Raw genomic sequence first — 20,519 nt, forward strand, 5'->3', positions numbered from 1 at the left:
ATTTATGGCAAAAAGAAAACCAAGAAAAACTAATACCGTTAGAAAAAAAGCAAGAAAAAAGACTCAAAGAAATAAATCAAACTTAAAAATTATAAATATTGTTTTATTGATTTTAATTGTTACATTAGTAACATCTATTGCTAGCTACTTTTTTTTATTAAAAGATGAGAAAAAAGAGCTAAAACCTACTATCGAAAAAAAAGTTGAAATAAAAAAAGATTTAGATTTAAATAATTACGCAAATAAAAAAATTGAAAAATATTTCATGGATGACTCAAATAACTTAAAATATGAAGAGTACACAAAAGAGTTTGATAAAGAGTATATTCATAAAAAACAAAAAGATTCTAAAAAAAGTGATAAACAAACAAATAAAGTTGTAAAACAAGAAAAAAGAAGTGAAAAACCAAAATTAGTAGTTATAATTGATGATGTAACTTTACAAAGACAAGTTGATAAGATACTAGATATAGGATATAAAATAACAATGTCTTTTCTACCTCCAACTAAACAGCATCCTCATTCAGCTAAAGTTGCAAAAGGTTTACCATTTTATATGATACATTTTCCTATGCAAGCACAGTCATTTAAGTTTGAAGAAGAGAATACCTTACATGTTGGTGATTCATATGAAAGAATCGAAAAAAGAGTAAGAGAGCTTAAAAAAGCTTATCCTGATGCAATTTATACAAATAATCATACAGGAAGCAAATTTACTTCAGATGAAAAAAGTATGGATTATTTATTTAAAGCACTAAAAAAATACAATTTAATTTTTGTTGATAGTAGAACTACATCAAAAACTGTGGCTAAAAAGTATGCCAAAAAGTATGAGATGCCATATATTGCAAGAAATATATTCATTGATAATAAAAAAGATTTTAATTATATTCAGACTCAATTAAAAAAAGCTATTAAAATCTCTAAAAAAAGTGGCTATTCAATTGCTATTGGTCACCCTTATAGCATTACTTTAAAAGTATTAAAAGAATCAAAACATCTTTTAAAAGATTTAGAACTAATATATTTAAGTGAACTTCCCTTTTTACCAAAACCTTGATATAATAATATAAATTATTATTTTCAAGGTTTACTATGACTAAAACTTTAGATTTTCATATAAAAAAGTTTGATTGTTTAAAAACTTATCCAAATGAGATTTATTATAGAGGAAACCTAGATTTATTAAATAAAAATAGCATCTCAATTGTGGGTACAAGAAGACCTATTAATTATACTAAGCAGTTATGCTATGAATTAGCATCTAAACTATCAAATAGAGGTATATGCATTGTAAGTGGTGGTGCAATGGGTGTTGATGCCATAGCACATCAAGGTGCTGGTTTTAATAATACAATATCTATTTTAGCCAATGGACTAAATATTAAATATCCAAAAGTAAATAAAAATCTCTTAACAAGTATTGAAAATCAAGGCTTGTTATTAAGTACATATAAAGATAATTTTAAAGCAACTAAATATACCTTTGTACATAGAAATGAACTAGTTGTAGCATTAAGTGATACTTTAGTAATAATGCAAGCAGATGAAAACTCTGGAAGTATTAGAAGTTTAGAGTATGCCTTAAAAATGAATAAAAAAATTTATACAATATCTCATAGAGCAAATGATAATAAAGGATTAATACAATATATAAAAAAAGGTTTAGTTGAAGTTATTTATGATGTTGATGAATTTGTAAACAGCTTTAAAAAAGAAGAATCTAAACAAGATGATGAAATACTAACTTATTTAAAAACTAATCCAACTTATGAAGAAGCACTTTTAAGATACAATCAAAAGATATTTGAATATGAATTAAACTCCATTTTCAAAGTAGAAAATGGAGTTTGTATAGTTATTTAGTAGCTGTACTTCTTAAAATTAAGTATCCAAAGATACCAGAAAGAAAAGAACCTATTAAAATTGCTAATTTATCTGTATAAGCAAATAAAGTATCATCTGTAAAGGCTAATGAATTAACAAATAAACTCATTGTAAAACCAATACCTGTTAATATGGCGACTCCATACAATTGCTTAAAGTTAGCACCTTCTGGAATAGTTGCAAGTTTTAATTTAATAGCAATATATGAAAAACCAAATACCCCTAATTGTTTACCAATAAATAGTCCTAACATAATACCCATTGGTACATTTGTTAATAGTTGTTCAGGAGATATATTTCTTAAATCTACTCCTGCATTTACAAATGCAAAAAGAGGAAGAATAAAAAATGCTACCCAATAGTGCAAAGAGTGTTCCATATCTTTTAACATAGAGAACTCTTTTCCATCTTTTGTTTTAGACCTTAAAGGAATTGTAAAAGCTAAAGCAACCCCCGCTAATGTAGCATGAACACCTGATTTTAATACAGAAACCCAAAGTATAATACCAACTAAAATATATGCAGCTGGCTTAATAACTTTAAATCTATTTAATGCTATTAATACTATTAAAGCCAAAGTAGCAACAACAATAGAAGTAATAGACAAATCAGTAGTATAAAATAAAGCAATAACAACAATAGCACCTAAATCATCAAGAATTGCCAATGCCATCAAAAATATTTTTAAAGATACAGGAACTCTACTTCCAAGTAAAGATAAAATTCCTAAAGCAAAAGCAATATCAGTAGCTGTTGGAATTGCCCAACCTTTCATAGCAATTTCATCACCCATATTAAAATATACATAAACTAAAGCTGGAACTAACATCCCACCAACAGCAGCAATTGCTGGTAGAGTAATCTGTTTTGCGCTAGAAAGATGACCTTCAAGTAACTCCCTTTTTACTTCAAGACCAATAAGAAAGAAAAATATAGCCATCAAACCATCATTAATCCATAGAAAAAGTGGTTTTGCAATATTTAATGCACCAAACCTTACTTCAACAGGAGTATGTAAAAAAGCATTATATATTGGAGAAAAATCAGTATTCTTCAATATTAATGCTGCTATTGTAACGAAGATAAGCACTATCCCCGCACTTGACTCGCTTTTTATAAAATCCTCTATTGTTACTTTTAACATCAATTTCCTCTTTTTTTTTATTAAGTTTATTAAATTTTTCTTTAAACAACTTTAAAATGACAAACTATAATATTGATGTAGAAAGTATACACACTTTAATAATATTAAGCTTTATATATAGATTTTTAATACATAAGTTCCTATTTGTTCTTTATTAATATTATATATTGGAGTATATAATAAATAGTAATTCGAACGTTTAACATATGCAGTATATTTAAACTCTTGATTGTCTAAAAAAGAGAAATCTTCTAATTTGTTATTTAGTACAACATAATTTTTCAGAATTTGTTCTTTTTTAAACTCTATTTTAGTAGGAATAGATATATATTTTTTATCCATTAATACATAAAGTTTAATACCTAAATCTTTAAAATGCTCAATAATAGAACTAAAATCTGTAATGGCTTCAATTGAACCTAAATACTCTCCATTCTCAACAACAGGACTAATACCTCTAATAAGCATAGAGAATCGACCAATCTCAATACAGGCTTTTGGTATCTTCTCATTTTTTACTATTTTTAGACAGTCCCTAAACTCTTTTAGTGAGTCATTTTTACTATTATTTAAATCCCATAATCTAAAAAAACTTTGTAAATTTTTTTTATGAAGATGGATTTTAACATCTTTAAATAACGAAGTATTAACCAAACTCTGTTTTGACTTTTGTAAATACTTGACACACTCTTTTTTATTATTTGTTTTTAAACATCTTTTTATATCACTGTTTTTAGATAATAATACAGCTGAAGTTAAAACTAACTCTTTATTTTTTCTAATCTCTTTAGTTAAATTTTCAAGATACATATCCATAATATCTTCATTTGCACTTTTTTGTTCATAAATCATATAACTATTAAATGCCCAAAAAAGAAAAAAAGAGCTAATAGCTATAAAAAATAAAAGAAATACAAAATTTCTATTAAATATCATCTTCAACTCCATCTAGAAACTTTTTTTTGTAATTATTAAAAGTATAAATAAATGCTGTACCTTCATTGATTTTTGTATTTACATCAATTTTAATACCATTTTTATTTGCAATATTTTTTATAATATTTAAACCTAATCCAAATCCACCTTGAACCTCATCTTGTCTTTCAAATCTATTAAAAGCCTTTTTTATATCTTTTATTCCATGTCCATAATCTTTAATAATTAATACCGATTCGTCTGAATTATTTTTTAAACTAATTTCAATTTTACTTTTTGGGTTTGAGTATTTTATTGCATTACTTAAAGTATTATCAATTACTCTTTGAAACTCCAAAGAGTTCATAAAAATAAAGCAGTTTTTATCTATTTGTACATAAAACTCAATTGCTTTTGAACTAGCAACATCCTCAAAAAAATCAACTCTTGATTGTAAAAGTTTTGATATATCTAATTTCTCTTTTATATATCTTACTTTCTTATTTTTTATATGATACTCTATATCTTCATAAGTTATTTGTATCTGCTTTAATGCAGTTTTCATTCTTTTTGTATATTTATTTGTTTCAGTTTTTTGAACAAGTAAATCTAAATTGATATTTATTACACCCAAAGGAGTTTTTAACTCATGCATTGTATCATTGAAAAAAGAGTTTGTATATTTTTGCATTAGTTCATATGGTCTTGCAGTATTTTTTATAATAACTTTATTTAAAATATAAATATTTGCAAGAATAACTAAAAAAAGTAAGATTGCAATAAATATAATTTTTGCATAATTTATCTGTGCTTCACTTATAATATATCTTGCATCATATCTATTTAGATACTCTAACTCTTTTTTATAATACATATAAGGGTATTCAATTGAAGTTTTAAAATCAAAATCCTCAATATCTTTTGATAAGCTTGATGATATTATTTGCATATTTTTATCAAAAAGTGCAAACTTAATCTTCACACTTCTTGATAAATCTAAATTTGTAGAGTATATTCTTCTTTCAAGATTATTTGTAAACTTTTCTAAAGCCAACTCTTTTAAAATCAACTCTTTTTCAAAAGAGAATACAACTGCAAAATATGTAGGTATTGAAAAAAGAATCATTACCAAAAAAGTATAAAAGTATGCAACTTTTTTTTCGTTAACTTGGTACTTCAATTTTATATCCCAATCCCCTTGAAGAGAGGATAAACTCTTTATTTGTTTTAACTCTTATTTTACTAATATACATTCTAATATCTGCATAATGTATCTCTTTACCTTCCCATACATTCTCTCTTAATGTTTCAATTTCACAGTAACAGTTTGCATTTTTTATTAGAAATCTTACTAACTCTATCTCTTTTGATGTTAATTCTATGTCTTTATCATCTTTTTTTAATACTCCTGAAATAAATTCAAAAGTATAACCATTTTTTAGTTTATATGAAGAGTCTTTATCTGTATTGTATTTACTCTTAATTAACTGGTTCACTCTTAATTCTAACTCTTTTAATTCAAAAGGTTTTTTTAAATAATCATCACAACCTAATTCATAACCAATAGTCATATTATCAATATCAACTAAAGAGGTCATTATTAAAATTGGTGTGTTATTATCTCCCATCTCTTTTATAGCTTTAATTAATTCGTGACCGTTTAATTTAGGAACTTTAATATCCAAAATTAATAGATAATAACTATTTTCTACAATAGCATCTAATGCTTCTTCCCCATCATAAAAACTATCAACTTGAAATCCTAACTCTTCTAAGTATTCAGTAATACTCTCATTGTAGTTATAGTCATCTTCTAAAAGTAATATTTTCATATGTTATTATATAACTAGAAAGGTTAAAAACCCCTCTAGTAGTTAAGCTCCTGTAAATAATTGTCCAGCATATACTACATAAAATCTAAGTAGTATTACACCTGCTAAAACAATCATTGAGTTTATTAATATAAACCCCACTTTATAAGCGTGATTTCTCAATGCTGTAAATGCTATTAGTAAAGGAGAAACCAATCCTAATCCAATAACACCAAACCAAAAAATAGAAGCCCATTTTCCAACAGTTAATGCTTGAATTGCTGCAACTTCAGCACTTCCACCTGCATAAAGCATACCTACAAAAAGTATAATTAATAGAGGTATTTCTAATAAAATAACTCTTAAATCTAAAATAAGTAAATATTTAATACTCTCTTTATTAATACTGCTTTTAAAGAAAATCATTCCTACTAAAATATTTCCAGCAATCCCTGCACTAATACCTGAAGCTAAAAATAGTATAGGTAATACTGGTGAATTCCACATAGGATATGTCATATTAGCTGATAATAAGAACCCTGTATAAGCTCCTACAACTAAAGCTAAACCAAACAGTACATACTCAATTCTTTTTGCATAAACCTCAAAACTTTTAATATATGAGATTATTGGTGAAAACATAGATAACAGTTTATTCTGTTTTATAGTATCTTCAAAAATTAGTCCCATAAAAACAAATGCTAATGGTGTATAAATAAATAATGCTATTACACCAAGTGTCATAACTGATGTAAAGTTATAACTAATCAATAACCAATAAAAAGATAAAGGTTTCCCTAAATCAACAATTAAAAGCAATAATCCAACACAAATAGTAAGAGGAGAGATTATTGCACCAGCTTTAATCATAGCATCCCAAATAGATGAACTATCTTTTTCATGACGATTCCATTTTACAAGAAGTGCTATTATTATTGAACCTGCACTAAGTCCTGCTAAAAACAGATATACTGCAATTGGCCAAGGCCAATTAATAACCTCATATTGAGCTGTGCTTCCCCACATATTATTCATAACTTACTCCTCTTTTATTAGGAACAAATGCTACTTTAGGTTTAGTTCCTAAATGTGCTTTTGGATACAATAAATTATTCTCATTTGCTTTTTTATAAACTTCAGAACTTGTATCACTTATATCTCCAAATACTAATGCATCTGTAGGACATACTGTTACACATGCTGGGTCTAAACCTTTTTTTACTCTATTTGAATAACAAAAAGTACATTTATCAACTGCTTTTGTAACAGGATTCATAAATCTTGCATTATAAGGACATGCAACAATACAATATTTACAAGATACACATGTATCTTCATCAATATGTACAACTCCATCTTTTGTTTGAAACGATGCTTTTGTAGGACAAACCTCAACACATGGTGCATCTTCACACATAACACATGATTGTCTTCTCATATCCATTTTCAAGTTTGGAAAAGTTCCTTTTGTCTCAACTCTTACTTGTAATCTAAAAACATCATCAGGTACATCATTTTCACTTCTACATGCAACACTACAAGCTTGGCACCCTATACATAAATTCTCATCATGAATCATTCTATATTTTTTACTCATAACTTACCCCTTAAGCTTTAGTGATTTTTACGCCCACATTTGTAACCATAGTCGAACAAACAGGACCTTTAATTAATGGTAATAGTTTAGATTGATTTGTTCCTATACCATTTGTTCTTTTTAAATCACTTGACTCTCTACCAAATCCCATATAAACAAAAAGTGTATCTGGTCTAATTCCCTCAGTTACAAAAACTGTACCTTTCTCTTTTCCTATATCATTTTCTAAATAGATTTTATCTCCATTTTTCAAATTCTCTTTTTTAGCTGTTTGAGGATTTATCCAAACAGGATTATCACTCATTAGCATATTTAAATAAGGTACATTATGTGTATGACCATTTGTATGAATTGCACTTTTTCCAGAAGTTAATATATAAGGATAACCTCTAGTTACATCCATATTATTATCATCTCTTGGAACACCATAACCTTTAAACTCTTCTTCTACTTGTTGTGAGAAAATCTCAATTTTTCCACTTGGAGTTTTTAAGTTATCTAACATACTTCCCATTAATCCATCTTCATCTAAATATTTTCTAGCATTTGGATATTTATTTACAAAATCTTTTACATATTTTTCTTCTCTATAATATAAAGTTGGAATAGAGTATGAAACATACCCTTTAGACATAAGCTCTTTTAGTAATTTATCATTACCTTTTGCTTGTTGTACTCTATACTGTAAAATATTATCCCATTTATAATCTTTATCAATTCCCATTTTTTTAGCTAATGTTCTAAAAATTTCATGACTTGCTAAAGTATTATTAATAGGGTCAACAATTTTATTTCTTATCATATATGTTGGTTTAGATGAACTTTTATCCATAATTCCTTCATCTCTTTCAAGATAAGTTGCCTCTGGTAAAACAACATCAGCCATTAGTGCAGTTTCTGACATATAAACATCTGTTACAACAATAAAATCTAATTTATGCATAGCCTCTTTCATTGTTTTAGGATCTGCAACTGTAATTAATGGATTTGTTCTTATCATAAACCACCCTTTTACTTCATAAGGGTCTTTATTTAAAATCGCTTTTGGTATATCCATTAATACACCTTGATTTCTACCAACAAAAGCATTATCACTACCTTTTAGTGAAGCTCTATCAACTCTTAATGTTTTAGGAGTTTCAAAGTGTTTATCTGGATTTGTTATAGTTGGTGCTATATCAATACCTGCAAGTTTATTACATGTTTTTGCTTTTTTCTTAAAAAATAAACCACCCTCTTTTTCTATATTACCCATTAGTGCATTTGCAATTAATATAGCTCTTGTTCTTTGATACTCACTTTGACCAGTTGTTGTTTTATGTCCCCAGTCAATAATACAGTTTGGAGCTGCTTTATATAATTCATTTGCAACTCTTTCTGCAACATCAGCTTTAATACCTGTAATTTTCTCTTGCCATTGAGGAGTTGTTGTTTTAGTACTTTCAATTAAGTGCTCAATTCCTACTGTATATCTTTGTACAAACTCTTTATCATATTTCCCATCTCTTAACCAAACATGAATTAAAGATAATACAAAAGCTAAATCAGTTCCAGGTTTTACACTATGCCACTCATCTGCTTTTGCTGCAACTATTGAAAATCTAGGTTCTAAAACTACAAGTTTTGTTTTTTCACTTGCAGCAGCTTTTGCTAATTTTTTTGTTGAGCTTACATTAATACCCTCAAATAAATTATGCCCAAAATTCAAAATATATTTTGATTTAGAAAAGTCTCTTTTTAAACCTGTTCCATATGTATGTTTAAATGCAACTTTATAAGCAATTGGACAGTGACTGTGGTGTGAAAATAAATTTGGACTTTCAAATGCCTTTGAAAATGTACTTAAATGAGAAAAATGCTCACCTGTTTTTGAAGAGAATAGAACTGCTTGAGGACCATACTCCTCTTTGATTTTCATCATTTTTTTAGCAATTAAATTCAATGCCTCTTCATAAGTAGCCTCTTTCCATCTACCCTCACCTCTTTTTCCTACTCTAATTAGTGGTTTAACTAATCTTTGTGGGTCATAAAGTTGTGAGTGTCCTGCAGCACCTCTAGCACATACAGATGTACCCATTCCTTTAGAATATTTATTTCCTTGGATAAATACACTTTTACCATCAACTACTTTACCTTCAATTTGACATCTACTAGTACACATCTCGCAGTAACTTCTAACAAATTTAGTGCTTCCACTTATAGTTTGTGCACCTAAACTCCCTAGAGTTCCTGTCATACAAGATATTCCAGCAATAGCAGTCGAGCATGAAGTAACTTTAAGAAAATCTCTTCTTGTATAATTACTACTCATTTGTTATCCTTTACATAATTTCTTATATACTGAAATAGTAATATTAAAGTATAAATTTTATGTAAATTTAAAATAAATAAGTAAAAGCCCTATTTAAAGGGCTTTATGATTGACAGAATTTTTTACTTTTTGCTTTTCTTAGAATTAAATAGCCAACAATACCAGAAAGAAAAGAACCAATTAATATTGCTAACTTGTCTGTATATGCATACATATCAGAGTCTTGATATGCTAAAGAGTCTATAAATAAACTCATAGTAAATCCAATACCTGTTAAAACAGCAACTCCATAAATTTGCATCCATGAAGCACACTTAGGAAGTTTTGCTAGATTTAGTCTTACTGCTATATAAACAAAAAGCATTACACCTAATTGTTTTCCAAGAAATAGACCTAAAATAATTCCTAAAGATACAGGAGTTAAAAGCTGTTCAAAAGATAAACCTTTCAAGTTTACTCCCGCATTTACAAAAGCAAAAATTGGTAAAATAAAATATGCTACCCAAAAATGCAAATTATGCTCTAAATTTTTTAAAGGAGATACACTTTTATTTTTATCATTTTTAACAGCAAGTGGAATAGTAAAAGCTAATATAATTCCAGCAAGAGTAGCATGTACACCTGATTTTAAAACAGAAACCCACAGTATTAAACCTACTAAAATATAAGCAGTTGGTCTAATAATATTTAATCGATTCATTACAATTAAAGTTATAGTACATGCAAGTGCTGCAAGAATTGATAATAAAGATAAATCAGAAGTATAAAATACTGCAATAATTAAAATTGCACCCAAATCGTCAAAAATTGCCAGTGCCATTAAGAATATTTTTAAACTAACAGGTACTTTTTTTCCAAGTAAAGATAAAATACCTAAAGCAAAAGCAATGTCAGTTGCTGTTGGAATTGCCCAACCTCTCATAGCAAAATCACTATCAAAATTAAAGCTTACAAATATTAAAGCAGGTACTATCATACCTCCAGCTGCTGCAATAGCGGGAAGTGCTATTTTTGAAAGAGAAGAGAGATGGCCTGCTAAAAGTTCTCTTTTAATTTCAAGTCCAACTAAAAGAAAAAATATAGCCATTAAACCATCATTTATCCATAAAATAAGAGGTTTTTCTATTAGTAAAATATCTCCAAAGGAGAAAGTAATTATTGTTTTTAAAAAGGCATCATAAACTTCAGAAAAAGAAGAGTTTCTAAATAGTAATGCAACTATTGTTACAAAAATAAGAATTATACCTGAGGCTGACTCTTTTTTTATATATTCATTTATTAATATTTTCATTTAATTGCCCTACTTTCAAATAAAGCTATACAATTATTTTATAATAATTGCCTTTAGTTTTACTTAGGGCAATTTAAATTATTTTTTTCTTAGTTGATAGGTAATATCCCCTGCACCAACACCTAAAATAATTCCATCACTATACTCATAAATTATTTCATCATCCTTTATAAGTGCTATTTTATTATCTATTGATTCAACTTTATCTGCAAAAATCGGATTATAAGAAGCAAACTCTTTTTCAAAATCTATATGTAAAGACTCTTCTCCAGCACTATAAACAGGTAATATAACAAGTGCATCACAACCTGTAAAACATTTTTTAAATTCATCAAGATTACTAACAGTTCTACTATATTTATGAGGCTGCCAAACTACAACAATTTTTTCCATATTCTTTAAATTTGAATATAAGCTAACAGACTTCATAGTAGCAGCTACTTCTGTTGGATGATGAGCATAATCATCAATTACTACAAACTGTTCAGTTTTATGAACAATATCAAATCTTTTTTTAATCCCTTTGTAGTTTTTAATATTATTCTTAATCTCTACTAATGGAAGTTCATTTAAAGCTGCTAAAATTGCCAAAGAAGCATCAATAGCAATATGATAGCCAAACCCCCATACTTCAAACTCACCCAAATCTTTTAAATGAAACTTTGTATATGGCTCTCCATCTTTTAAAGTATAAGAAACTTCTGTAATATCAACACTTGGATGAAGTTTTATAGCTTCTATATCTAAACTACTTAAAAACTCATCTTCTGCATTTATAACTCTTACTTTTGCAATTTTTAAAAATGATTCATAAGCTTGATAAAATCTTTTTAAATCATAATTATAATACTCCATATGCTCTGGTTCTGCATTTGTAACAATTGCACAATATGGATTTGAAAGAAGAAAACTTCCATCACTCTCATCAGCTTCAAAAGCAACTAAGTTATCAACATATCTAAAATTTGAATCAAACTCTTTAGATATTGCTCCAATTAAAGTTGAACTTTTTAAAATTGAAGCTAAAATAGCTGTTGTTGTACTTTTCCCATGAGCTCCTGCGACACAATAGTTTTTTTTATCACCTAAAACTATTGGTAAGGCCTCTTTTCTTGGAATAGTTTTTATTCCCTTTTCAACAGCTTGTAAAATCTCTACATTATTTGGTTTTACTGCTGCTGAATGTATTACTATATCTTGATTATCTATTATTGAAGCATTATGAGGAGTAATTACTTTAATTCCTTCTTCTTCAAGTTGCTTTGTAATAGGAGAACTTTTAATATCTGACCCACTTACATAATGCCCATCATGCTTTAAAAATCTTCCAAGTGCTGATAAGCCTATTCCACCAATTCCAATAAAATGTATATTCATATATTAATCCAATAGATATTTTAAGTTTTCATGCTCTTTTTTTAAAACATCACTGTTTTGTTTTAAAAAAACTTTTATAGCAAAATTAAAGTTAACAATAAAATATCCATGTGAATCATCTTCTAATACACTATTTACATCAACTTTTTTCTCATAGAATGTATCTAAATCCATACCTTTTGAAAGTGCAATTACATGTATTTTTAATGCATCTTCCAATCTTTCATCATCAATGATATTATACAGTACAAAAAACAGTTGCTTTGCACCTTCAATATCTTGAAAACTCCATTTTTCAATTGCATGTTCATAAAAAGACCTTACGTAAAAAAGCTCTTTATCTTTAAGTTTTAACTTTTTACCACTATTTACTATCTTTTCAACATTTGTAAATGATATTTTTAAAATCTCTTCATAAACCTCATTTATCTTACTCTCTTCTAAATCTAAAATAAGCATTGAGTCAAGAACTTCATAAAGTGCTGAAATATTTTTAGTATTTAAAGCATCTACTCTTGTTTCTTCTAAATACTTTAAAAAATCAGGGTTTGTTCTAGCTTCATTTAACTCTTGCTTATTCATTAATAAAATCCTTCAATCTTTTTAATACCTCTCTTGTTTTATTTTCATTTTCTACTAAGGCTATTCTTACATATCCTTTTGCATTACCTTCTCTTCCTAAAAAACTTCCAGGAAGAACTTTTATATGTTTCTTTTTATATAGTTCTTTTGTAAATTCTAATTCATCTTCTACTTCTAACCATATATAAAAAGTAGCTTGTGGTGGATTTATACCTAAAATCTCTTTTGCTATTTCAAAGTTCTTTTTATATATTTTTCTAAAACTCTCAACGTGCTCTTCATCATTCCAAGCAATAGTTGCAGCTTTTTGTAAAGGAACAGGACTTGCACACCCAACATAAGTTCTATATTTCATATACTCTTTTAAAATAGTTGAATCACCCGCGATAAAACCACTTCTAAGTCCAGGAGCACTACTTCTTTTTGAAATTGAATTCATCACTAGTATATTTTTAAAATTTTCATTTCCTGCTTTTATACTAGCTTCTAATAAAGAGACTGGTTTATTGTTGTTGTCAAAATATATTTCACTATAACACTCATCATTTATTAAAATAAAATCAAACTCTAATGCTTTTTTTACCCAAATAACAAGCTCATCTATACTCATATTTGCAGAAGTTGGATTATTAGGATAGTTTAAAATAACTAAGTCACATCTTTTTAGCTCTTCATCACTAAGTGTTGCTTTAAAACTATTTTCTTTAGTTAAATTTATGTGAATAACTTCTGCACGACTTGCAATTGCAGCACCTTCATAGATTTGATAAAAAGGATTAGTATATGCCATAACTGGATTTTTTTTATCAAATAATGCAAACTGAGGAAAATTAAAAAGTACCTCTCTAGTTCCAAAAGTAGGGATTATTTGCTCATTTTGTAAAGAAACATTAAATCTTTTTGATACAAAATTTCTCATGGCATCTTTTAATTGGGGAATTCCAGCACTTGCTGGATACTTTTTTAAAAGTTCTGAACTATTTTTCAACTCATCTTGAATAAATTGTGGAGTTTCAAACTGTGGCTCTCCAATTGTAAGAGAAGATAATTCATACTCACTTGTAGCAGTTACATCACTTAATAGTTCATTTAACTTTTCAAAGGGATAAGTCTCAAATTTCATTTAATTCCTTTAATCTTCAATAATAGGGATAAGTAATTGATTATATTTTGCCATATCAAAAGATATTAAATCAGAGTTTGTATAAATAAAGTTCCATGAGAATCTTTTTTGAAACATACTCTTTTTAAGTGGCAAAATTTGTAAAATATTTTGTTCTTTTCTAAGTTGTCTTATTGGGTTTTTATCACAAGAGATAACTTCAATTTTTTGACTAAATATTTTTGAAAGATTCTCAAAATGGTCAAGAAGTTTTGATTTATCATCAAAGCCTACTGGGTCCATATCAAATATCTTCGTTTTTGTTTTTAATTGGCTTGATACATCAAATACAATAGGAGAAATTTGTTCATAAGATTTTGTATCATTTAACACAATTAAAGTATTTTTTGTTGCACCGATTGGTTCTCTACCAAGTTTAAATAGTGGAACTTTTGTATTTGCTAATTCATTGGCAATCTCTTTGTTTTTAAACATCTCACTTGTTAACATCATCATACCAATATCAAGCTTTTTAAAATCCATCTTTCTTATTTTTCTAAAGCCTAAACAGTGATAATCAATATTTATAATAACTGACTCATCATCTCTAAATTGTTCTTTAATAAAATTCATAATTCCAACTGTTGTTGGTCTTGTAATTCTAATAACTAATTTTCTATTCTTTAGATATTTATGTAGATATTTAGCTTCATGTACAGCTTTTTCAACTCTATGTTTTTTCATTAGATACAAGTCTAAGTATAGATATAAATTATGTCCAAATGGCATAGGGAATTGCCCTCTTGTTTTACCAATTGCACTATAAACTTGCATTAATACTTTTGGTTCACCAATTACTAAAATAGTATCATTTGGTTTTAAGATTAAAGATGGTTTTAAATCTTCTAATTTTTCATTTCTGTATAAAGCAAAAATTCTCCAATTCTTTTGCTCGATTGAACCTATGTATCTATAAGCATATGAACTACCAAAAGGTATTCTAATTTCCATAATTTCACCATGCTTTAATCCAATATTTTGAGCAACAACAGGAATATTTGGCAATCTTTCTACCATTCCATTTGCTAAAACTTCTATACCTTTATATACATTTACATAAGGATCTTCAAGCTCTAAATTCCAATAATCTAAAATATTCATTTGAAGATTATGTTTATGAGATTTAATATTTTCAATAACACTTAACATCTCATCTTTTGAATTAAGTACAATTAGTACTTCTGTATGAATATTTTTATCTAAAACCATTGCAAGTTTTGATTTAGAAGTTGGATCAAACTTATAAAATGTAACATTTGATAATTTTTGTTCTGGAACTATTGCGTCATTAACATAAACAATATCATAATAGTTTTCACCAGTATTAGTTTCAACTATTCTTTGCATTAAGTTTTTAGCGACAATTCCGTCTAATATAACAAGTATCTTTTTCATAGTAGATATTATATCTTTTTATCTCTAATCATTTTCTTTACCAATTTTTTGATACAATCCCATTAAGATTTTATAAGGATATTTTTTATATGCAATTTACTATTGATGCAACACAAAATAAAGCAAGAGCTTGTACAATAAAAACAGCTCACAGTACAATACAAACACCAGTATTTATGCCAGTTGGTACTCAAGCAACTGTAAAAGCACTTGATGCAAATGATTTATTAAGTATGGGTGCAAAAATCATACTTGGTAACACTTATCATTTATATTTAAGACCAGGAAGTAAATTAATTAAAAAATTTGGAGGACTTCATGGCTTTTCAAAATTTCCTAACTCTTTTTTAACTGACTCAGGAGGTTTTCAAGCATTTTCACTTAGTGATAATTCAAAACCAGATGAAAATGGAATTATGTTCAGATCTCATATTGATGGTAGTAAACACTACTTTACTCCACAAAGTGTTTTAGATACACAATATGAGCTTGGTAGTGATATTATGATGATTTTAGATGATTTAGTTGCACTTCCAAATACAAAAGAAAGAATTAAAAAATCCATAGAAAGAACAACTAAGTGGGCAAAAGAGGCTATAACTTATCATAAACAACAACAAGAAAAAGGTATTGGAGTACATCAAAATATTTTTGCAATTATTCAAGGTGGAACAGATAAAGAGTTTAGAAAAATGAGTGCCCAACAACTTTGTGCTTTAGAAGATTTTGATGGATATGCAATTGGAGGATTAAGTGTTGGTGAACCAAATCAAGATATGTATGATACAGTAGAGTGGACTACAACATTTATGCCTGAAAATAAACCAAGATACCTAATGGGAGTTGGAACACCAGAAGATTTAATAGAAAACATTCACAGAGGTGTAGATATGTTTGATTGTGTAATGCCAACAAGAAATGCAAGAAACGGTACTTTATTTACAAACTTTGGAAGAGTAAATATCAAAAAAGCTATGTATAAAGAGGATGCTTTACCAATAGATGAAGAGTGCGACTGCTACACTTGTAAAAACTTCACTAAAGCATATTTAAGCCATCTATATAGAGCTGGTGAAATAACATACTTTAGACTTGCTTCAATTCACAATATAAACTACTATTTAACTCTTATGAGAAAAGCAAGAGAAGCAATTTTAGAAAACAGATGGGAAGAGTTTAGAAAAGAGTTTTATGAAAAAAGAGCTACAAAATAGCTTTAGTAATATTTTATATCATTAAAAACTCTTTTTTGATATAATAAATATTATAGTATAAAAAGTTCAAAGGAAAAAAATGACAGTTGATGATAAACTAATTGAAAAACTATCAAAACTTTCTAGTTTAGAGATTGATGAACAAAGAAAAGAGAGTTTAAAAGCAGAGCTAGGAGATATTATCAATTTTGTTGAGAATTTAAATGAAATTGATGTTAGTAATATCGATGCAACATTTAATACTGTTGAGGGAGGTACTCCTTTAAGAGATGATATTTCAACTCAAGACTTACAAAGAGCAAAAAGCATAATAGATAATGCACCAAAATCAGAAGATGGATACTTTATAGTTCCAAAAATTATTGAGTAGTAATATTATGATAAAAGTACACGGTATAAAAAATTGTGATACAGTAAGAAAAGCTCTTAAGTTTTTCAAAGAAAATTCAATAGATTATGATTTTTTTGATTTTAAAAAAGAAGAAGTAACTACACAAATGGTTGAATACTGGGTTGAGAACTCATCACTTGATAAACTATTTAATAATAGAGGTGCTACTTATAGAAATCTAAAACTAAAAGATTTAAACCTTGATGATGAGGGTAAAATAGAGTGGTTAAAAAAAGAATCTATGCTTTTTAAAAGACCTATAATTGAGTATAACAATAAAGTTATTGTTGGTTTTAATGAGCAAGAGTATAAAGACACTTTCTTATAAAAAAGAGGAACCCTCTTTTTTATACTACTAAATCTTTTCTAGCCTCTTTTAATGTTTCAGCTATCATAAAAGATAATTCTAAAGCTTGATCAGCATTTAATCTTGGGTCACATTGAGTATGATATCTACTAGATAGTCCCTCTTGAGTAATAGCAGAAGAACAAGAACCTGTACACTCTGTTACATTTTGTCCTGTCATTTCTAAATGAATACCACCTGCATATGTACCCTCAGCTCTATGAATTTGGAAGAATTGTTTAACTTCTGATAAGATTGATTCAAAATCTCTTGTTTTAAATCCATTATCAGTTTTTATTGTATTTCCATGCATTGGATCACTTGACCATAATACATTTTTACCTTCAGCTTTAACTTTTGCTAAAAGTTTAGGGAAATTATCTGCAATTTTTTCAGCTCCCATTCTTACAATTAAGTTTAATCTTCCTGCTTCATTTTCTGGATTTAACTTATCAATAAGCTTAATTAGTTCATCTTCTTGCATAGATGGTCCAACTTTACAACCTATTGGATTTTTTATACCTCTAAAATACTCAATATGTGCATCATCAAGTCCTCTAGTTCTATCTCCAATCCATAACATATGTGCACTACAATCATACCAATCACCTGTTAATGAATCTTTTCTTGTTAAAGCTTGCTCATAGTTTAATAATAGTGCTTCATGTGAAGTATAAAGTGTTGTTTCACTTAATTGTTGAGTATTCTCTGACGTAATACCACATGATTTCATAAAATTTAATGTTTCAGAAATTTTATCTGCTAATTGTTCATACTTCTCCCCTAAAGCATTTCCTTTAACAAAATCTAAATTCCATGAATGAACTTTATTTAAATCAGCCATACCACCTCTTGCAAATGCTCGTAAAAGGTTTAGTGTTGCCGCACTTTGATTATATGCTTTTAAAAGTTTTTTTGGTCTTGGATTTCTTGATTCTTCATCAAACTCAATACCATTTACAATATCTCCTCTATATGAAGGTAATGCTATTCCATTTATCTCTTCAAAATCCGAACTTCTAGGCTTTGCAAATTGACCTGCTACTCTTCCAACTTTTACAACAGGACAACCTCCTGAGAAAGTTAAAACAACTGCCATTTGCATCATTACTTTAAATAAATCTTTAATATTATTTGCATCAAATGCATTAAATGATTCAGCACAATCCCCACCTTGAAGTAGAAATGACTTACCATTTACAACATCTGCTAATTTACTTTTTAATCTTCTTGCTTCTCCCGCAAAAATAAGTGGAGGATATGAAGATAATTCAGCTTCAACATTTGCTAATTTTTCTAAATCAGTATATTGTGGTTGTTGCTTTATAGGAAAATCTCTCCAGCTATTTGGACTCCAGTTATTCATTATAAACCCTTTTTTTATTCTAGATAATTAAAGTTTAGCAAAAACTTTCTTAATAAAATAGCCTTAAACAAGGCTATTTTGTCAACTTATTTAATAAATCACTAAATGATACTTTAAATGCTTCTAAGCCGTCAGTTAATAGTTTTTCATAAACTTCTGACATATTTATTCCAACTTTACTAAGCTCTTTAAAATATTCATCACATTCATCTTCACTAGGAATTTTTGATGGTTCTTTAAATCCATCAATCACCCAATCTTCAATTGTTGCTAAAGGAGCAGTATTAATAGAGTTTGGATATAAAAGTTTATCAACATAATAACTTGCCGTTAATTCATCACCTTTTACTCCTGTACTTGCAAAAAGTGTTCTAATATTTTCATTCTCAAACTTATTTATTTCATGATAACATTTTGTTGCATTCATAATTCCAAGAGTTGATTTTTTTAATCCTTTTGCAACAAGTTCATCATCACAAAGTCTATCAAATCTAGATACAAATACTGAGATAACAGCTTTTGTATCTGTATTTGACTCTTTTATTCCAGCATCTAATGCTTTTGCACAATTTATTGCTTGTTCAACAGAGAAAATAAGTGTTGCGTTAACATTAATTCCTTGACTAGTTAACTCTTTCATTGCTAGATAACCAGCTTGTGTTGCTGGTACTTTTATCATTACATTATCACAATTAATCATTGAGTTTAATCTAATTCCTTCTTCAATAGTACCCTTTGCATCATCACAAAGTGTTGGGTCAACTTCTAATGATACAAAACCATCATTTCTATCATTTTCATATAAAGGTTTTAAAAGTTCTGCTGCTCTTTTAATATCTCTTATTGCTAACTCTTCGTAAATTGTTTTTGAATTATTTGCTTTTAACATATCTAGTTGTTGTCTATAAGCAAGTGAACTTGTAATTGAAGACTCAAATATAGCAGGATTTGAAGTTGCTCCATGAATAATTTTTTCTTCTATTAGCTCTTGGAATCTATTTTCTAAAAACTCTCTTTCTATAAAATCACACCAAAGTGAAAAGTTAATATCCTCTTTTAAACTCATTTCTCTCTCCTTAAATACTTTCTAAGATTTGTGTTAAATCTTTTTTATCTACTATTATATTTGCTTCTTTTTTTAGCACATCTTTTGCACAAAAAGCTACTTTTTTTGCTGCAAATGGAAACATACTAACATCATTTGCTCCATCTCCAGCTACTAATGTATCTTCAATTGACACTCCAAGCATCGCTTGCACTCTTTGAATCATATCACCTTTAGAAAATCCAAACATCATATCACCACCTACAAGTCCTGTTAAAACTCCATCTTTTTCGTGTAAAATATTTGAAAAATCTGCATCAAGACCAAGTTTTTCCTTTGCAGGAGATGTTCCTATTCTAAATCCACCTGAAAAACATATTACTTTATAGCCCATTTTTTTCAATTCACTTACTGTTTCATAAGCTCCTGGCATCAAAGGTAAATCTTTACAAATCTCTACTGCTTTACTATACTCAAGCCCTTTTAATAAAGATACTCTTTGAATTAATGATTCAAAAAAATCAAGTCTTCCAGCCATAGCTTCTTCTGTGATTTTAGCTACTTTTTCTTCAAGTCCTAAAGGTTTTGCTAAAAAATCAATAGTCTCTCCATCCATAAGTGTTGAGTCAAAATCAAATACTGCTAATTTCATATTTTTCCCTGTTTGCTTTAATACTTTTATACT

At 27.9% G+C, this 20,519-nt stretch carries 20 protein-coding genes; 5 read left to right on the plus strand and 15 right to left on the minus strand.

Annotation, left to right across the window (positions count from 1 at the left end; all coding sequences use genetic code 11):
• Nucleotides 1-4: 4 nt before the first annotated feature.
• Complete coding sequence (locus CP960_RS02405) at nt 5-1,060, plus strand: divergent polysaccharide deacetylase family protein (RefSeq protein ID WP_101183642.1); 1,056 nt, start codon at nt 5-7, stop codon at nt 1,058-1,060.
• 35 nt (nt 1,061-1,095) lie between these two features.
• The gene (locus CP960_RS02410; RefSeq protein WP_101183643.1) at nt 1,096-1,866 is read left to right on the plus strand and encodes a DNA-processing protein DprA; all 771 of its coding nucleotides are present in this window, start codon (nt 1,096-1,098) and stop codon (nt 1,864-1,866) included.
• Here CP960_RS02410 and nhaA (CP960_RS02415) read toward each other — a convergent pair.
• From nhaA (CP960_RS02415) to CP960_RS02470, 12 genes are all read right to left on the minus strand, one after another.
• On the minus strand, nt 1,859-3,031 hold the full coding sequence (gene nhaA, locus CP960_RS02415) for a Na+/H+ antiporter NhaA (protein ID WP_101183644.1): 1,173 nt from the start codon (nt 3,029-3,031) through the stop codon (nt 1,859-1,861). The two genes, CP960_RS02410 and nhaA (CP960_RS02415), sit on opposite strands and share 8 nt — an antisense overlap.
• A gap of 111 nt (nt 3,032-3,142) precedes the next feature.
• Nucleotides 3,143-3,967, minus strand: coding sequence for a cache domain-containing protein (locus CP960_RS02420; RefSeq protein ID WP_162919100.1), 825 nt, complete (start codon nt 3,965-3,967; stop codon nt 3,143-3,145).
• A complete protein-coding gene (locus CP960_RS02425; RefSeq protein WP_101183646.1) occupies nt 3,957-5,126 on the minus strand; it encodes a sensor histidine kinase in 1,170 nt (389 codons plus the stop codon). The genes CP960_RS02420 and CP960_RS02425 overlap by 11 nt, the downstream gene beginning before the upstream one ends.
• Nucleotides 5,110-5,778 (minus strand): response regulator transcription factor, encoded by a 669-nt coding sequence (locus CP960_RS02430; RefSeq protein WP_101183647.1) that lies wholly within the window; start codon nt 5,776-5,778, stop codon nt 5,110-5,112. Before CP960_RS02430 ends, CP960_RS02425 begins: the two co-directional genes overlap by 17 nt.
• Before the next feature lie 42 nt (nt 5,779-5,820).
• Nucleotides 5,821-6,792, minus strand: coding sequence for an NrfD/PsrC family molybdoenzyme membrane anchor subunit (nrfD, locus tag CP960_RS02435; protein WP_101183648.1), 972 nt, complete (start codon nt 6,790-6,792; stop codon nt 5,821-5,823).
• On the minus strand, nt 6,785-7,354 hold the full coding sequence (locus CP960_RS02440; protein ID WP_101183649.1) for a 4Fe-4S dicluster domain-containing protein: 570 nt from the start codon (nt 7,352-7,354) through the stop codon (nt 6,785-6,787). Before CP960_RS02440 ends, nrfD begins: the two co-directional genes overlap by 8 nt.
• Nucleotides 7,355-7,364: 10 nt before the next feature.
• The gene (phsA, locus tag CP960_RS02445; protein ID WP_101183650.1) at nt 7,365-9,665 is read right to left on the minus strand and encodes a thiosulfate reductase PhsA; all 2,301 of its coding nucleotides are present in this window, start codon (nt 9,663-9,665) and stop codon (nt 7,365-7,367) included.
• A 103-nt stretch (nt 9,666-9,768) separates the two neighbouring features.
• Nucleotides 9,769-10,956, minus strand: a complete 1,188-nt coding sequence (gene nhaA / locus CP960_RS02450) for a Na+/H+ antiporter NhaA (RefSeq protein WP_101183651.1) — start codon at nt 10,954-10,956, stop codon at nt 9,769-9,771.
• A 78-nt stretch (nt 10,957-11,034) separates the two neighbouring features.
• On the minus strand, nt 11,035-12,333 hold the full coding sequence (gene murC, locus CP960_RS02455; RefSeq protein ID WP_101183652.1) for a UDP-N-acetylmuramate--L-alanine ligase: 1,299 nt from the start codon (nt 12,331-12,333) through the stop codon (nt 11,035-11,037).
• A gap of 3 nt (nt 12,334-12,336) precedes the next feature.
• Nucleotides 12,337-12,915: a hypothetical protein gene (locus CP960_RS02460; protein ID WP_101183653.1), complete on the minus strand. Its 579-nt coding sequence runs from the start codon at nt 12,913-12,915 to the stop codon at nt 12,337-12,339.
• Nucleotides 12,908-14,038, minus strand: a complete 1,131-nt coding sequence (locus tag CP960_RS02465; RefSeq protein ID WP_101183654.1) for a succinyldiaminopimelate transaminase — start codon at nt 14,036-14,038, stop codon at nt 12,908-12,910. The genes CP960_RS02460 and CP960_RS02465 overlap by 8 nt, the downstream gene beginning before the upstream one ends.
• A 9-nt stretch (nt 14,039-14,047) precedes the next feature.
• The gene (locus CP960_RS02470; protein ID WP_101183655.1) at nt 14,048-15,472 is read right to left on the minus strand and encodes a COG3400 family protein; all 1,425 of its coding nucleotides are present in this window, start codon (nt 15,470-15,472) and stop codon (nt 14,048-14,050) included.
• An 89-nt stretch (nt 15,473-15,561) separates the two neighbouring features.
• Between CP960_RS02470 and tgt the strand changes: the two genes are divergently transcribed.
• From tgt to CP960_RS02485, 3 genes are all read left to right on the plus strand, one after another.
• Nucleotides 15,562-16,686: a tRNA guanosine(34) transglycosylase Tgt gene (gene tgt, locus CP960_RS02475; protein WP_101183656.1), complete on the plus strand. Its 1,125-nt coding sequence runs from the start codon at nt 15,562-15,564 to the stop codon at nt 16,684-16,686.
• A 79-nt stretch (nt 16,687-16,765) separates the two neighbouring features.
• Nucleotides 16,766-17,056 carry an Asp-tRNA(Asn)/Glu-tRNA(Gln) amidotransferase subunit GatC gene (gene gatC, locus CP960_RS02480; protein ID WP_101183657.1) on the plus strand — a complete coding sequence of 97 codons (291 nt, stop codon included), beginning with the start codon at nt 16,766-16,768 and terminating at the stop codon, nt 17,054-17,056.
• 7 nt (nt 17,057-17,063) lie between these two features.
• Entirely contained in the window at nt 17,064-17,405 is a 342-nt protein-coding gene (locus CP960_RS02485; RefSeq protein WP_101183704.1) for an arsenate reductase family protein, read from the plus strand.
• Nucleotides 17,406-17,424: 19 nt separating this feature from the next.
• Here the strand turns inward: CP960_RS02485 and CP960_RS02490 are convergent, their stop codons facing one another.
• The 3 genes from CP960_RS02490 to serB form a co-directional block, all read right to left on the minus strand.
• Entirely contained in the window at nt 17,425-18,789 is a 1,365-nt protein-coding gene (locus CP960_RS02490; RefSeq protein WP_101183658.1) for a class II 3-deoxy-7-phosphoheptulonate synthase, read from the minus strand.
• Nucleotides 18,790-18,862: 73 nt separating this feature from the next.
• Nucleotides 18,863-19,855, minus strand: coding sequence for a transaldolase (locus tag CP960_RS02495; RefSeq protein ID WP_101183659.1), 993 nt, complete (start codon nt 19,853-19,855; stop codon nt 18,863-18,865).
• 10 nt (nt 19,856-19,865) lie between these two features.
• A complete protein-coding gene (gene serB / locus CP960_RS02500; RefSeq protein WP_228151987.1) occupies nt 19,866-20,516 on the minus strand; it encodes a phosphoserine phosphatase SerB in 651 nt (216 codons plus the stop codon).
• Between the last annotated feature and the right edge of the window lie 3 nt (nt 20,517-20,519).

The organism is Malaciobacter halophilus (genome assembly GCF_002837275.1).
In the GTDB taxonomy this organism is placed as follows: domain Bacteria; phylum Campylobacterota; class Campylobacteria; order Campylobacterales; family Arcobacteraceae; genus Malaciobacter; species Malaciobacter halophilus.

Excerpts from the sequence above, each read along its gene's own strand:
- CP960_RS02495 (WP_101183659.1), bottom strand. The coding sequence starts at position 19,855 with ATGAGTTTAAAAGAGGATATTAACTTTTCACTTTGGTGTGATTTTATA.
- CP960_RS02470 (WP_101183655.1), bottom strand. The coding sequence starts at position 15,472 with ATGAAAAAGATACTTGTTATATTAGACGGAATTGTCGCTAAAAACTTA.
- phsA (WP_101183650.1), bottom strand. The coding sequence starts at position 9,665 with ATGAGTAGTAATTATACAAGAAGAGATTTTCTTAAAGTTACTTCATGC.
- CP960_RS02430 (WP_101183647.1), bottom strand. The coding sequence starts at position 5,778 with ATGAAAATATTACTTTTAGAAGATGACTATAACTACAATGAGAGTATT.
- CP960_RS02440 (WP_101183649.1), bottom strand. The coding sequence starts at position 7,354 with ATGAGTAAAAAATATAGAATGATTCATGATGAGAATTTATGTATAGGG.
- murC (WP_101183652.1), bottom strand. The coding sequence starts at position 12,333 with ATGAATATACATTTTATTGGAATTGGTGGAATAGGCTTATCAGCACTT.
- nrfD (WP_101183648.1), bottom strand. The coding sequence starts at position 6,792 with ATGAATAATATGTGGGGAAGCACAGCTCAATATGAGGTTATTAATTGG.
- CP960_RS02490 (WP_101183658.1), bottom strand. The coding sequence starts at position 18,789 with ATGAATAACTGGAGTCCAAATAGCTGGAGAGATTTTCCTATAAAGCAA.
- CP960_RS02420 (WP_162919100.1), bottom strand. The coding sequence starts at position 3,967 with ATGATATTTAATAGAAATTTTGTATTTCTTTTATTTTTTATAGCTATT.
- tgt (WP_101183656.1), top strand. The coding sequence starts at position 15,562 with ATGCAATTTACTATTGATGCAACACAAAATAAAGCAAGAGCTTGTACA.
- nhaA (WP_101183644.1), bottom strand. The coding sequence starts at position 3,031 with ATGTTAAAAGTAACAATAGAGGATTTTATAAAAAGCGAGTCAAGTGCG.
- CP960_RS02460 (WP_101183653.1), bottom strand. The coding sequence starts at position 12,915 with ATGAATAAGCAAGAGTTAAATGAAGCTAGAACAAACCCTGATTTTTTA.
- nhaA (WP_101183651.1), bottom strand. The coding sequence starts at position 10,956 with ATGAAAATATTAATAAATGAATATATAAAAAAAGAGTCAGCCTCAGGT.
- CP960_RS02465 (WP_101183654.1), bottom strand. The coding sequence starts at position 14,038 with ATGAAATTTGAGACTTATCCCTTTGAAAAGTTAAATGAACTATTAAGT.
- CP960_RS02405 (WP_101183642.1), top strand. The coding sequence starts at position 5 with ATGGCAAAAAGAAAACCAAGAAAAACTAATACCGTTAGAAAAAAAGCA.
- CP960_RS02485 (WP_101183704.1), top strand. The coding sequence starts at position 17,064 with ATGATAAAAGTACACGGTATAAAAAATTGTGATACAGTAAGAAAAGCT.
- CP960_RS02410 (WP_101183643.1), top strand. The coding sequence starts at position 1,096 with ATGACTAAAACTTTAGATTTTCATATAAAAAAGTTTGATTGTTTAAAA.
- gatC (WP_101183657.1), top strand. The coding sequence starts at position 16,766 with ATGACAGTTGATGATAAACTAATTGAAAAACTATCAAAACTTTCTAGT.